Here is a 12,966-nt window from a genome sequence, read left to right on the forward strand (position 1 = left end):
CAGGAGGCCTGGTTCGTCGATGCCGACGGCAGCGTCAAGGAAGGTGGATCGTCGAATGCCTGGATCATCACCAGGGATGGCGTGCTGGTGACGCGTCCGGCCGAGCACGGCATCCTGCGCGGCATCACCCGCACCACGCTGTTCGAGGTGGCCGCCAAGCTCGGCCTGAAGATCGAGGAGCGGGGCTTTTCGGTCGCCGAAGCCAAAGCCGCGCGTGAGGTTTTCATCAGCTCCGCGACCACGATCGCCATGCCGATCGTGGCGATCGACGGTGCTCCCGTCGCCAACGGCCATCCGGGCTCGATAACACTTTCCTTGCGGCAAGCCTTTTTTGACGTTGCGGAAAAAAGTCCAGCCTGATAACCGCACAGGTGGAATGAACATCAATATATCTCGTTCTGCTTGTCGTTATTGACGGCAAGATGGTGTTTGCGTGCTTGACACGTGCCGGGTAATTTGGCGCATTGGCTTGCAAACCGAAGGGGATCGGCGAAAGACAAGAACAATGGCGGAACGATCGCAAAATCTTCAGGACCTGTTCCTGAATTCAGTTCGCAAAAGCAAAAACCCACTCACCATCTTTCTCATCAACGGCGTGAAGCTGACCGGTGTGGTCACTTCGTTCGACAATTTCTGTGTTCTGCTGCGTCGAGACGGCCATTCCCAGCTCGTCTACAAGCACGCCATTTCCACGATCATGCCGAGCCAGCCGGTTCAGATGTTCGATGGTGAGGAAAGCCAGGGCGCCTGATTGGCACGTAAGAAAGACGCGGACCGCAGCGTTCGCGAAAAATCAGCATATCAGCCGGGGACGGAAGCCGAAGGCCCGACCCGGGCTGTGGTCATCGTGCCTGTGCTTACCCGCCAGCCGCGCAGCGACGAAGACACGAATCGTCCGCGCTTGACGCGTTCCGCCGAGGCCCGCCACAACGAGGCGGTTGGCCTTGCCCAAGCCATTGACCTCGACCCGATCCATACCGCGGTGGTGACCGTCAACGATCCGCGCCCGGCGACCTTGCTCGGCAGCGGCAAGGTCGCGGAGTTCGCCGAGATCGTCAAACAGGGCCATGCCGAACTGGTCATTGTCGACCATCCGCTGACGCCGGTGCAGCAGCGCAATCTGGAAAAAGAGTTGAACGCCAAAGTGCTGGATCGCACCGGGCTGATCCTGGAGATTTTCGGCGAGCGCGCGCGGACCAAGGAAGGCACGCTGCAGGTTGATCTTGCGCACCTCAACTATCAGAAGGGCCGACTCGTGCGAAGCTGGACTCACCTCGAGCGCCAGCGCGGCGGCGCTGGCTTTCTCGGCGGCCCTGGCGAAACGCAGATCGAATCGGATCGCCGCGCCCTGCAGGACAAGATCAAGAAGCTGAAGCTCGAGCTGGAAACAGTGCGGCGCACCCGTGACCTGCACCGCGCCAAGCGCAAGAAGGTGCCTTTCCCGGTGGTGGCGATCGTCGGCTACACCAATGCCGGCAAGTCGACGCTGTTCAACAAACTGACCGGAGCAGGGGTGCTGGCCGAGGACATGTTGTTTGCCACGCTCGACCCGACACTGCGTCGGGTGCGGCTGCCGCACGGCACGCCGGTCATCCTTTCGGACACGGTCGGTTTCATTTCGGACCTGCCGACGCATCTGATCGCGGCCTTCCGGGCCACGCTGGAAGAGGTGGTCGAGGCCGATCTCGTCATCCATCTGCGCGATATTTCGGACCCCGACACGGCCGCCCAGGCCGAGGATGTCGAGCGGATCCTTGCCGATCTCGGCGTCGATGCCGGCGACAGCAAGCGCGTCATCGAAGTGTGGAACAAGATCGACCTGCTCGACGAAGGCAACCGGGCTCGGCTTCTTGCCGATGGCGCCGATGGCGACAAGACGCCGCCGATTGCCATATCGGCCGCCACCGGCGAGGGCATCGATGTGCTGAAGGCGATCATTGAGACAAGAGTTTCAGGCGAACTGGAAACGCTGACCATCACGCTCAAGCCTGAGCAGCTCGGGCTCGTCGACTGGCTCTACCGCAATGGCGACGTCGTCTCGCGCACCGACAATGAAGATGGCGGCGTGACCGTCGCGCTCAAGGCGACGCAAAGCGCGCATGAAGAGATAGAAAGCCGATTGCACCGTAAAAACAACGGATAGTCGCTGTTACTTCGCGCTCTTGGCTTGCTGCCAAAACGCCTCCATCTCGTCGAGCGAGGCCTTTTCCAGCGTGTTTCCGGACGCTTCCAGCGCTTGCTCGACGTAGTGGAACCGCGACCGGAATTTCTCGTTGGTGCCGCTGAGCGCCGCTTCGGAATCGACCTTGAGATGACGCCCGAGATTGACGACGGCAAACAGCATGTCGCCGAACTCGTCCTTGATCGAAGCCGTATCGCCCTTGGCAAGGGCCTCGCGCAACTCGCCGATCTCTTCCTCTATCTTGTCGAGGATCGGCGTGGCCTCGCTCCAGTCGAAGCCGACGCGGGCAGCTTTCTCCTGCAGCTTGAGCGCCCGGGTCAAAGCGGGCAGGGCGACCGGCACGCTGTCCAGAAAACCCTTGCCGTGATCCTCCGGATCGTGCCCGCGGGCGAGGCGGGCGCTGCGTTTCTCAGCCTTCTCCTCGGCCTTGATCTTTTCCCACATACCCTTGGCCATGCCGGCGCTGCGCGCCTTCTCATCGCCGAAGACATGCGGGTGGCGGCGGATCATTTTCGTGGTGATGGCCTGGACCACGTCGCCAAAAGCGAATTCACCAGCCTCCTCGGCAATCTGCGCGTGGTAGACGACCTGCAGCAGAAGGTCGCCGAGCTCGTCGCGCAGATCGTCCAGGTCGCCGCGCGCGATGGCGTCCGCCACCTCGTAGGCTTCCTCGATCGTGTAAGGCGCGATGGTCGAGAAATCCTGCTCGATGTCCCACGGACAGCCGGTTTCCGGGGCCCGCAGCGCCGCCATGATCTCAATCAGCCGGGAAATGTCCTTGGAGGGTTTCATCGGCCGGATGCTAGCCTGCGTCCGACCGTGTAGCCAACGGCGTCGGACGGCGAGGGGCGATTGTCCACAGCGCTGCTCAACGCCTCAGTCGAGCACGGAGACGATCGCCTTGGCGAGCGCGTCCATACCGTCTTCCGGCAGGCCGGCGACATTGATGCGGCTGTCACCGACCATATAGACGCCGTGCTCGGCGCGCAGCCGCTCGACCTGCGCTTCGGACAGGCCAAGCCGGGAAAACATGCCGCGATGGCTGGCGACGAAATCGAAGCGATCGGAATTGGACTGCCGCCGCAGCGCTTCGGCGAACTGCACCCGAAGCCGCAGCATGCGCAGGCGCATCTCCTCTAGCTCCGCTTCCCAGTCGGCGCGCAGCGTGGCGTCTTCAAGCACAGTGCGCACCGCGGCCGCGCCATGGTCCGGCGGCATCGAGTACATGGCGCGCGCCGCCGACAGCATCTGGCTCATTGCCACATCCGCCTGCGCGCCGTCTTTAGCCAGGATCATCGCCGCGCCGACACGGTCGCGATACACGGCAAAGTTTTTCGAGCAGCTCGAGGCAACGACCATCTCCGAAACTTTTTCAGCCAGCAGGCGCAAGCCGGCGGCGTCTGCGTCCAGGCCTTCGCCAAAGCCCTGATAAGCAATGTCGACAAACGGCAGCAGGCCGCGCTCGACGACAAGGTCGGCTATTTCAGCCCACTGCGCGATGTCCAGATTGGCGCCTGTCGGATTGTGGCAGCAACCATGCAGCAGCACTACGTCGCCGCTCTTGGCGGTCGCCAGCGCGCTCATCATGTCGGCGAAGCGAACAGCACCTGAGGCAGCGTCGAAATAGGGATATTCACGTATCTGCAAGCCGGCGGCGCGCATCACCGGCATGTGGTTCGGCCATGTCGGGTCCGACAGCCAGATTGTCGCGTCCGATCGCGTCCTCTTGAGCAGCTCAGCCACCAGCCGCAGCGCGCCTGAGCCGCCGGGCGCCTGCGCCGCACGGATGCGTGTAAGCTCGGCCGCAGGGCCAAAGACCAGCCTCGCCATCGCCGTGTTGAAGCCGGTATCGCCGGCAAGGCCGAGATAGGTCTTGGTATCCTGGCTCTGCAGCAATCGCTTCTCGGCTTCGCGCACGGCGCGCATCACCGGCGTCTTGCCATCGCGATCCTTGTAGACGCCGACGCCGAGGTCGACCTTGTCGGGGCGGGGATCGGCGCGATAGAGGCCAATCAAAGCAAGGATCTTGTCGGCTGGGGCAGGCTGAAGATCTTCAAACATCGGCGCGGTTCCGTTGGCGGCGGAGTGATACGCAAATCGGCCGTGCTGCGCCAGCGGTTTTCATTTGCGCCAAGTTGAAAACCGCCAACCGGGACTGGACATAGAAATCCATAGCGTGCCTCGAGGAGAGGCTCGCACCCGGCGAAAGGCCTTGATGGCACGGCGCGTCGCGCCGTTCTATCACGCTGGCTTGAGGGCAGCAGACGGCAAGGCGGCGGCAGGTTGCTGCTTCTTGGCACCCCAACCGATCCGCGGCAACCATTCGAGGTAGTAGGCGAAGCCGAACTGCAGCGCGATGCCTGTCGTGATCAGGATCGTGTCGTAGAGCAGCCCGCCCGGGCTGACGACCTTCATGACCTGCGCAATCATGGCGAGGATCGTTCCGGCGATGAAGACCGGCAGCGAATGCTTGCCGAGAACCGCGAGCGGGTGTCCGGGCCTGGTCCTCGCCAGGTTGGAAAGCGCCGGGAGCGTCACGATCAGATAGGCGATCGCCAGAATGTGCATGAGCCGCGACAGCGACAGGAATGTCTTATCGAAACCGGTCAGCACGGTAGGGAGGCCGGAGGCCGTCTCGATGCCCCACAGCGGCAGCCGCACCCAAATCAGCGCGCCGACCAGATACCCGACGGCCGCGCTCGTCATCATCCAGTTGAAGCGGATTTCGCCGCCGCGCTTGAGATGCAGCATGCCGGCGATCCCGATGACAAACAGAAATTGCCAGGAGAGCGGGTTCAGGAACCAGAAGCCGTCGCCGGGAAAATTCGAAGGCGCGATCTGGAAAATGCCGGCGATGAGCCAGAGGACAGCGGACGCAGCAAGCATCAGCCGCAGGCTGAACGTGCCGATCCACAGGAAAAGCGGCATCATCAGAAGCACCACGGCATACATGGAAAGAATGTTGTTGTAGCCGATCTGATGCCCGAGCGCGGCGATGCCGAGCAGCGCTTCCGGCGTGTCGTCGATGATCATCTGGATGTTGATTAGCTTCAAAAGATCGGGCCGCGAGAAATGCAGCGCAGCTGCCGAGAAGATCGCCAGCGTCGCCACGGTGGTCATGACGTGGGTGACATAGAGGACACCCGCGCGCCGCCAGGCCTTCAGGGTGATGAGCAACCGGTTTCCCGGCTGGAACTTCAGTCCGTAGGCGAGCCCGACAGCGATACCAGAAATCAGCACGAAGGCTTCGGCCGAATCGGAAAAGCCGAAATTCTTGTGCGTGAAATACTCGAAGACCGTCCCGGGCACATGGTTGACGAAGATCGTCAGTAGCGCTAGCGCGCGGAAGACATCGATGCGGGTATCCCGCTGGGTTGGCGCATTGCCTGTCGTGTCGGGGCTTGTCATATCGGGTCGATAATTCGTTGAACAAAGCGGGCCCAAAGGACCGTCGGCGAAGGGAAGATTCGGCGGTGAATGTTTCCTGCCTATAACTCGCAAGTGCCCCGAAAAAGATGACACCTTCGCGATTTTCCGCGTCACAAATTAATTCACGTGTAAACATCGAAATCCCAGGCGCCGCTAAGCCGCACGGCGAATTGTGGCGGCTGAGGGGAGGGCCGCTCGGTCGCGGACAAAGAAGCCGCATGCGTGATGGTGAGGCGTTGCACCGGTGATGTCTGACCTTCCCGGATCGCAAAAAATTCAAAGAGTGGGATTAAAACCTGCCATGCTCCGTAAACAGGACATGAGAGGGCCGATGTCACGCTTCGATATCATAGGACAGCTTGGTTCCCTGCGGCGCTACGCGCGTTCGCTAACGCGCGACAGCGCCGAAGCAGAGGACCTGGTGCATGACGCTCTGGTGCGGGCCTATGAGCGGCGCGGCACCTTCCGATCCGGCGGAAACCTGCGCGCATGGCTGCTGTCGATCGTCCACAACGCTTTCATTGACGGCTTGCGGTCCCGCAAGTCTGAAGCGGCGCGCGTCGAGCAGGCCGGGTATCTTGCCGACGCCAGTATGCAGGCTCCCCAGGAACATTCCGTCCGCCTGGCCCAGGTGCGCGAAGCTTTTTTCAAATTGCCGGAAGAGCAGCGCTCGGCGCTGCATCTCGTCGCCATCGAGGGACTTACCTACAGCCAGGCGGCCGAGGCCAGCGGCGTGCCGTTGGGAACGCTGATGTCGCGCATCGGCCGGGCGCGGGCGGCGCTCCGTGAGATGGAGGACAAATTGCCGGCGCGTGTGAAAAGCCACCTCAGGATCGTGGGAGGCCCGTGATGTCTGCGATGAACGAACTGCGCGACCCGGTGACCGATGCCGATCTCGACGCCTATGTCGACGACCAGCTGGACGTTGCCCGCCGCATCGAGGTCGAGGCGTTTCTTTCGGCCCGTCCGGAGGCAGCCGCTCGCGTGATGTCCGACCTCAGGACGCGCGACGAACTGCGCGTGGCGCTTGCCGGATCCAGGGGCATGGCGCGGCCGGCAACGGCCGATGCAGCGCGGCGGCTGGAGCGCGGACTGGCCCGGGGTCGCGTGTTAGGCACGTTGCGCCGGGCTGCGGCAGTCGCAGTCCTGGTGGCCGCGGGCTGGCTGGCGAACGGCATCGTCGGGCCGATATCGGTGACGAAAGTCGTCGCCTCGACACAGCCGCCCGCCTATCTGGAGGAGGCGATCCGGGCACACGGGACGACAATCATGCGCGAGGCCATGTCATCCCAACCCGAAGCGCCGGACTACGATGCTGACGAAATCCGCGCCGCCACGGCGATCGTCATGCCGTCGCTGCCAAAGGACTGGAAGGTTCGTGACGTCCAGATTTATCCGTCGCGGTTCGGCCCGAGCGTCGAGATGGCTGTCGAAACAAGGGACCTGGGACTGGTCTCGCTCTTCGCGATCAGGCCCGGAACGTTCGACGTGGTCAAGCCGACCGCCGCCCCCTCTGGCGAAATTTCCTCGGCCTATTTCCAGATCGGCGAAGTCGCCTACGCGGTCGTCGCCCGAAGCGGTATCCGCGATCTCGATCGCACCGCCGAGACGCTCGCCAAAACGCTTTACTGACCCTCACCAAGGAGAACTCGCATGAATACCCCCAATCTAGGATACCGCACGGGCGTCGGAGCCCAAACCGGGGCCGTCTTCGACGAAGGCCTGCGCAAGCACATGCTGCGCGTCTACAACTACATGGGAGTCGGCCTCGTCGTTACGGGCGTGATCGCCTTCATAGTGGCGTCTACGCCAGCCCTTTACGTCCCGATATTTTCCACTCCGCTGAAGTGGGTGGTGATGTTGGCGCCGCTCGCCTTCGTGCTGCTGTTCTCGTTCAAGATGCAGACGATGTCGGCGGCCGGCGCCCAAGCGATGTTTTGGGCATTCTGTGCGGTGATGGGCCTGTCTCTGGCCTCCGTGTTCCTGGTCTTCACCGGCACGAGCATCGCGCGCACCTTCTTCATCGCCGCCACCATGTTCGGCGCCACCAGCCTTTACGGCTACACGACCAAACGCGACCTGACCCAGTTCTCGTCCTTCCTGATCATGGGCCTGATCGGCGTGGTGATTGCCAGCATCGTCAACATCTTTCTCGGCTCGACTGCGCTCCAGTTCGCCATTTCGGTGATCGGCATCGCCGTCTTCATCGGTCTCACCGCCTGGGATACGCAGACGATCAAGGAGCAGTTTGCGGAGAATTTTGGTGCGGAATCGCAGCAGAAGCTAGCCGTCTTCGGTGCATTCTCGCTCTATCTGAACTTCATCAACATCTTCCAGTTGCTGCTGAACTTCACCGGCGAGCGCGAATAGCTGCGTCAAATCAAATGCATGTCGCGGCAGCGGTTTTGAAGCAGCGACATGCATAAATAGGGACGTAGAGCGCGCCGCGAGAATGTCCTGGACGCGGCGCGCGCAAATGACCGGAGTTGCTTCCCATGAACAGGAACGACCAGCAGGCGATTGGCAATCTTTTTGAGAAACTTGCGAATGTCGAGCGACAGACGCCGCCGCGCGATGCCGAAGCGGAACGCTTCATCAACGATCAGATTGCCCGACAGCCTGGCGCGCCATACTACATGGCGCAAACAATCGTCGTGCAAGAGCAGGCCCTGAACGCGGCACAGTCGCGCATCGAGGAACTGGAACAACAGGCACAGCAATCTGCCGGCGGCGGATTGCTTGGCGGCCTCTTCGGAGGCAGCGGCGCCAGGCGCTCGGGTTCGGTGCCGCGGGTCGGGCGCACCGCTGCCGCTGCACCGGAGCAGCCGCTTTCTGGCAATGATCGGCAGGGGGCAGGCGGCGGTTTCCTCGCCGGAGCCGCGCAGACTGCGATGGGTGTGGCGGGCGGCGTGCTTCTCGGCAACGCGATCGCAGGCATGTTTGGCGAAAGCGGCGAAGCGCAGGCAGCCGAACCGCCGGCACCACAGCCAGAGCAAGCCGACCAAGCAGACGATGCCGGCTCCGATGGCGGTGGTGATTTCGGCGATATTGAATTCTGACCATGCGCGGTGCGGGTGGGTCCGGCCTCGGACCACACGATATATGCCAATGGCTCGTCGGCCGTTGGCAGCCGCCTGCTGGCGGTCTCATGGACGGCTCTGTGGGAAAATATGACGCTGCTCGGCTTGGTCGATCGCACGAGTCCGGGGTTCTTTCACGCGGGACAATCACCTGATCGCGCATCGACCTCAGTTGGGAGCGCCGGGGAGGGTAGAAGGCATGGCAATCGAGAAAAGGTTAGGCTGATACGAGCCTATCGCTCGTGGCTGCATCGCGCGAAGGTGGAGAGTGCTGGTAGGACACTGGGCATTCATGGTGGGCCTGCGATCCAGCCGACGAAGCAAGCCGCTGTGACCACTGTGTCTTCGATGTGCCCAGGGCGAACTCTGCCAACCTGAGGAGCTGCACGTCAGAAGTGCCCGCCGGCGCGAAGATGTGGTGCGCATCCCGCAACAACCTTTCGATGGGCCGGTCGGCGAACAATCCACAAGCGGCATGCACTTCCATGGCGTTGCGGGCCGAATCCAAGGCGTGCTCCACGTTGATCAGCTTGGCATTTATCAGTTCAGCGTCACAAGGCAGGGCACGGTCCAGCATATGCACGGCGTGATAGGCGGCGAGCCGGGCGGTCATCAGCCGCGACTGCATCTGGCCGAGTTTCTGCTTGATGGTGGGAAGTTCGCAAAGAGGGCTGCCGTAACGGTGCTGCTGCGCGGCAAATGCCACGGTCTCCTCGACAAGCGCATGGTGGATTCCGAGCGCGACGGCGGTCAGGTTGGGCCTTCCGTAGAGGATGCTGGAAGAATAGGCCACAGCCAGGCCGTCGCCCTCCTTGCCGAGCAGGTTTTCAGCGGGGACCCGGCAGTTGTCGAAGACAAGTTCCCCAAAACCGAAGCCGTGCAGGCCCATCGCTGGCTTCAGTGCAGCGCGTGAGAAGCCGGGGCGATCCGCCTCTACGAGGAACGCGGACAGACCCTTCGAGCCGCCTCCGGTTCGGACGATCACCCCATGCAGATCGCCGACATGGCTATTGCCGACATACGTCTTGTGGCCGTTGAGGATATAGGCGTCCCCGTCGCGCTCGGCGTTCGATGCCATGCCGAGCACGTGGCTGCCGGACTCGTGTTCGGTTACGGCAATGGTCGGCAGACATTCCCCCTTGGCTATGGCCGGAAGCCATTTCCGCTTCTGGGCTTCGTTGCCGAAATGGAGAATTTTCGCGACGCCTAGCTGCGAGGCCTGCACCATCGCTCCCATGGCGCCGCTGACGCGCGAGATTTCCTCGATGACGATGGTCTTGGCCAGATGCCCGAGACCCAAGCCGCCAAATTCTTTGCCAATGGTGATGCCGATCCAGCCCTGGCGGGCGATCAGCCAAGATAGATCATGGTCTACAGACCGCGAGGCTTCCATGGCAGGTATACGGGGCCGGATCTCGGCCTCCGCAAAGGCCCGTGCCCGATCCCGAATCTGATCGTGGCGCTCGGTAGCGAAGTAACTGTCCATCCGATCCTCCTGACTTCCGGAGCGCGATGATCGGAGCAGCGGACTACCGGACAATTTCACGGGGAGGGGAATTCGGTTACATCCGAAACAGGGAAGCTACCTCCGTGACTCGAGACATGACCGTCTGGTGGCAAGTTGCGGTGCCTTTCAGACGTTCACTAGGTCGCACTGAGAGCTTCAACGATCTCTGAAACAGTCGCTATTTTGGCGATCTTGCCGTTCATGTAATCCAGGGAGACGCGCGCGTGCTCTGCGTCGTAGGAGCCGATGCATTCCTCGGCCAAGACCACTCGGAAATCTCGTAGGCGTCCACCGCAGCCACACGGATACAGGCGTGTGTATTGACGCCGCATAAAACCAGTTCACCGGCGCCAAATTCAGCCAGTAGCTCGTCAAGTCCCGTCTTGAAGAACGCGCTGTAGCGCTTCTTGACTATCGTCGCATCGCTTGGCTGCCAATCGAGCTCAGCGTGAAGCAGGGCACCTCTCGTGCCCTGAATTGTAACGGCGATGCGTTTGTCGCGCATCTCAAGAAATGCGTCGCTGAGATCCGAACGGAACTCCTGCCGCACCCAGATCACCGGGAGCTGTAAACTCCTGAAAGCGGCCACCAGCCGGTTGGTATTCTGAACCAGTCGATCGGCTTTATCTGCTTCCCACAGGTCGAGATACTCATTCTGCAGGTCGATGATAAGGAGGCAGCGTTTGGTCATCGTCGAGCTATATGAAGCGCTGAATGCAGATTTGTGACGAGGCCGTATCTCCTAGCGAGCTGTCAAAGCGATTTAGAGACGCGCCGGCGAACCACTGCGGCACGCGGAAACTGGCGATCCGGTGTCTTTGCAGCATTCGCCTTATCGTTGCCAGAAGGGCAGCTTGGCGATCTCTTCCTCGACCTGCTGTCTCGTCAGACCGATATCGTCGATCAAGTGGGGATTGTCCTTCGACATTTGCTTAAGTTCCCAGCGAAAGCGTGTCCGCTCGCGCCAGGTCGCGATAATGCTTCGCAGGGTCGTCAGGTGCCGACGCGACACTTCCGCCGGCCTCACGGGCGTTTCCGGCCGCGCTGCCTGATGCGGCGCCGATGCAAGGGTATCGTTCATGGCAACCTCCATATGGTTTGAGGGTCCGGGACCCTCGACCTGAAAGAGGTTGAATTCTGCAGGATACAAACAGCGCCGTAATTAAGCTCTCCCAAATAGTTCTCAAAACTTCCAAATCGGCTATAGATGCGCTGTATGCAAGGATCGCGCTTTGCCTTTGGTCCGTTCGTGCTTGATCCAGGTGCGGGAACACTCCTTCGGAACGATGTCCCCGTTGCCGTTGGCTACCGCGGGTTGAAGCTGCTTGCGGCGCTCGTCGGACGGCCCGGCGAAATACTTGAGAAGGCCGAGTTGATGGACGCGGCGTGGCCGGGCACTGCCGTCGAGGAAGGCAACCTCACCGTCCAGATCGCGCAACTGAGGAAGCTGCTTGGTCCGGCCACCGACGGCGGTGAATGGATCTCCACGGTTCCGCGCGTCGGCTACCGGTTCACGGGGGTCATCGAACAGCTCGGTGGCGCGAAGCGAAAACCTTTGCCGCTGCCCGGCAAACCATCGATAGCGGTGCTGCCCTTTGTTAACATCAGCAACGATCCCGAGCAGGAATCCTTCGCGGATGGGTTGACCGAAGACCTGATCACCGACCTGTCCAGGGTCTCCGGCCTGTTCGTCATCGCACGCAACTCGGTCTTTGCCTACAAAGGAAAGGCGACGGACGTGCGCGACATCGCACAGGACCTTGGCGTGCGGTACCTGCTGGAGGGTAGCGCAAGACACGCCGCGGGGCGGGTGCGTGTCAACGCACAGCTGGTCGACGCGGAGAGTGGCGATCATCTGTGGGCGGAACGCTTCGATCGCAGCCTGGAAGACGTCTTTGCCGTTCAGGACGAGGTCACCGGCAAGATCGTGGAGGCGTTGCTCGGCCGGCTGCGTGCACCGCCGCCGCGCAATCGACCCAAAAATCTCGAGGCTTACGATCTGTGCGTGCGGGCGCGCAAGCTGATGGATGATTCGCCGCAGACGGCGCAGGAAGCGCATCTGATGCTCACCCGCGCGATTTCGCTCGATCCGGAATATGCCGAGGCCTATCGCTGGCTTGCCATGAATCACTGGATGGGATGGGTGCATTCTGGCGGACCAACCGAAACATCCCGTAGCGTTGCTTTGGAACTGGCGCGCAAAGCGGTGGCGATCGACCCCAACGATGCCGGCTGCCGCTGGGTTTTGGCTTACCTGCTTGCCTATGAGCGCGGCTTCGCCGAGGCCGATGCGGAATTCGCCAAGGCGATCGAGCTCGACCCGAACGAGGCCGATGCCTGGGCGGCATTATCCGACATCGCGGTCTTGGCCGGGCGGGTCGAGGAGGGGCTTGAGCACATTCGCAAGGCGTTCCGGCTGAACCCGTTTCCGGCAAGTTGGTACTATCTGACGCTCGGCCAGGCGCAATATGCTGCGCGCGAGTACGAAGCCGCTGTCGACACACTGCGCAGGGATGAGACCTATCGTACAAGCTCACGCCGTTTCCTGGCGGCAAGCCTTGCCCAACTCGGCCGACTCGACGAGGCGCGCGCAGAGGTCGAGCTGTTTCTCGTCGGCAACCCGCATTTCACAACCCGCCACTGGGCCACGACGGAGCCGTTCCGGGACGCTGCGACGCTTGAGCATTTCGTTGAAGGTTACCGCAAGGCCGGTCTTCCGGAGTGACGCGCCGGCGTGACCCTCCCAAACGGCCACTCGCACCGTTCGT

14 protein-coding genes are annotated in these 12,966 nt (G+C 61.9%); 8 read left to right on the top strand and 6 right to left on the bottom strand.

Annotation, left to right across the window (positions count from 1 at the left end; translation table 11 throughout):
* The 3 genes from EOC93_RS10335 to hflX form a co-directional block, all read left to right on the top strand.
* Positions 1–360 (top strand): aminotransferase class IV (locus EOC93_RS10335; RefSeq protein WP_206532228.1); only part of this gene is annotated, 360 nt, incomplete at its 5' end.
* 145 nt (positions 361–505) lie between these two features.
* Positions 506–751 (top strand): RNA chaperone Hfq, encoded by a 246-nt coding sequence (hfq, locus tag EOC93_RS10340; RefSeq protein WP_006202172.1) that lies wholly within the window; start codon positions 506–508, stop codon positions 749–751.
* Positions 752–2,143: a GTPase HflX gene (gene hflX, locus EOC93_RS10345; RefSeq protein WP_127204554.1), complete on the top strand. Its 1,392-nt coding sequence runs from the start codon at positions 752–754 to the stop codon at positions 2,141–2,143.
* Positions 2,144–2,149: 6 nt separating this feature from the next.
* Here the strand turns inward: hflX and mazG are convergent, their stop codons facing one another.
* The 3 genes from mazG to opgC form a co-directional block, all read right to left on the bottom strand.
* Positions 2,150–2,974, bottom strand: a complete 825-nt coding sequence (gene mazG / locus EOC93_RS10350) for a nucleoside triphosphate pyrophosphohydrolase (protein WP_127204555.1) — start codon at positions 2,972–2,974, stop codon at positions 2,150–2,152.
* A gap of 84 nt (positions 2,975–3,058) precedes the next feature.
* Positions 3,059–4,243, bottom strand: coding sequence for an amino acid aminotransferase (locus tag EOC93_RS10355; RefSeq protein WP_127204556.1), 1,185 nt, complete (start codon positions 4,241–4,243; stop codon positions 3,059–3,061).
* 180 nt (positions 4,244–4,423) lie between these two features.
* Positions 4,424–5,590: an OpgC domain-containing protein gene (gene opgC, locus EOC93_RS10360; RefSeq protein WP_127204557.1), complete on the bottom strand. Its 1,167-nt coding sequence runs from the start codon at positions 5,588–5,590 to the stop codon at positions 4,424–4,426.
* Positions 5,591–5,912: 322 nt separating this feature from the next.
* Here opgC and EOC93_RS10365 point away from each other — a divergent pair, with 322 nt between their 5' ends.
* From EOC93_RS10365 to EOC93_RS10380, 4 genes are all read left to right on the top strand, one after another.
* Entirely contained in the window at positions 5,913–6,461 is a 549-nt protein-coding gene (locus EOC93_RS10365) for a sigma-70 family RNA polymerase sigma factor (RefSeq protein WP_127204579.1), read from the top strand.
* A gap of 8 nt (positions 6,462–6,469) precedes the next feature.
* Positions 6,470–7,243 (top strand): anti-sigma factor, encoded by a 774-nt coding sequence (locus tag EOC93_RS10370; protein WP_127204580.1) that lies wholly within the window; start codon positions 6,470–6,472, stop codon positions 7,241–7,243.
* 21 nt (positions 7,244–7,264) lie between these two features.
* A complete protein-coding gene (locus EOC93_RS10375; RefSeq protein WP_095488631.1) occupies positions 7,265–7,981 on the top strand; it encodes a Bax inhibitor-1/YccA family protein in 717 nt (238 codons plus the stop codon).
* A 125-nt stretch (positions 7,982–8,106) separates the two neighbouring features.
* Complete coding sequence (locus EOC93_RS10380; protein WP_095488632.1) at positions 8,107–8,670, top strand: DUF2076 family protein; 564 nt, start codon at positions 8,107–8,109, stop codon at positions 8,668–8,670.
* Between the two features lie 238 nt (positions 8,671–8,908).
* On the opposite strand, the gene EOC93_RS10385 is transcribed toward EOC93_RS10380, so the two are convergent.
* From EOC93_RS10385 to EOC93_RS10395, 3 genes are all read right to left on the bottom strand, one after another.
* Positions 8,909–10,177 (bottom strand): acyl-CoA dehydrogenase family protein, encoded by a 1,269-nt coding sequence (locus tag EOC93_RS10385; RefSeq protein ID WP_095488633.1) that lies wholly within the window; start codon positions 10,175–10,177, stop codon positions 8,909–8,911.
* Positions 10,178–10,397: 220 nt separating this feature from the next.
* Positions 10,398–10,889, bottom strand: a complete 492-nt coding sequence (locus EOC93_RS10390) for an isochorismatase family cysteine hydrolase (RefSeq protein ID WP_206532229.1) — start codon at positions 10,887–10,889, stop codon at positions 10,398–10,400.
* A 141-nt stretch (positions 10,890–11,030) separates the two neighbouring features.
* Positions 11,031–11,279: a DUF1127 domain-containing protein gene (locus EOC93_RS10395; RefSeq protein ID WP_127204558.1), complete on the bottom strand. Its 249-nt coding sequence runs from the start codon at positions 11,277–11,279 to the stop codon at positions 11,031–11,033.
* Positions 11,280–11,414: 135 nt separating this feature from the next.
* On the opposite strand from EOC93_RS10395, the gene EOC93_RS10400 reads away from it, so the two are divergent.
* Positions 11,415–12,923: a winged helix-turn-helix domain-containing tetratricopeptide repeat protein gene (locus EOC93_RS10400; protein ID WP_127204559.1), complete on the top strand. Its 1,509-nt coding sequence runs from the start codon at positions 11,415–11,417 to the stop codon at positions 12,921–12,923.
* The last annotated feature ends 43 nt before the right edge of the window (positions 12,924–12,966 follow it).

This window comes from Mesorhizobium sp. M6A.T.Ce.TU.002.03.1.1 (assembly GCF_003997275.1).
GTDB lineage: Bacteria > Pseudomonadota > Alphaproteobacteria > Rhizobiales > Rhizobiaceae > Mesorhizobium > Mesorhizobium mediterraneum.

Excerpts from the sequence above, each read along its gene's own strand:
- hfq (WP_006202172.1), top strand. The coding sequence starts at position 506 with ATGGCGGAACGATCGCAAAATCTTCAGGACCTGTTCCTGAATTCAGTT.
- mazG (WP_127204555.1), bottom strand. The coding sequence starts at position 2,974 with ATGAAACCCTCCAAGGACATTTCCCGGCTGATTGAGATCATGGCGGCG.
- EOC93_RS10355 (WP_127204556.1), bottom strand. The coding sequence starts at position 4,243 with ATGTTTGAAGATCTTCAGCCTGCCCCAGCCGACAAGATCCTTGCTTTG.
- opgC (WP_127204557.1), bottom strand. The coding sequence starts at position 5,590 with ATGACAAGCCCCGACACGACAGGCAATGCGCCAACCCAGCGGGATACC.
- EOC93_RS10365 (WP_127204579.1), top strand. The coding sequence starts at position 5,913 with ATGCTCCGTAAACAGGACATGAGAGGGCCGATGTCACGCTTCGATATC.
- EOC93_RS10370 (WP_127204580.1), top strand. The coding sequence starts at position 6,470 with ATGAACGAACTGCGCGACCCGGTGACCGATGCCGATCTCGACGCCTAT.
- EOC93_RS10375 (WP_095488631.1), top strand. The coding sequence starts at position 7,265 with ATGAATACCCCCAATCTAGGATACCGCACGGGCGTCGGAGCCCAAACC.
- EOC93_RS10380 (WP_095488632.1), top strand. The coding sequence starts at position 8,107 with ATGAACAGGAACGACCAGCAGGCGATTGGCAATCTTTTTGAGAAACTT.
- EOC93_RS10385 (WP_095488633.1), bottom strand. The coding sequence starts at position 10,177 with ATGGACAGTTACTTCGCTACCGAGCGCCACGATCAGATTCGGGATCGG.
- EOC93_RS10390 (WP_206532229.1), bottom strand. The coding sequence starts at position 10,889 with ATGACCAAACGCTGCCTCCTTATCATCGACCTGCAGAATGAGTATCTC.
- EOC93_RS10395 (WP_127204558.1), bottom strand. The coding sequence starts at position 11,279 with ATGAACGATACCCTTGCATCGGCGCCGCATCAGGCAGCGCGGCCGGAA.
- EOC93_RS10400 (WP_127204559.1), top strand. The coding sequence starts at position 11,415 with ATGCAAGGATCGCGCTTTGCCTTTGGTCCGTTCGTGCTTGATCCAGGT.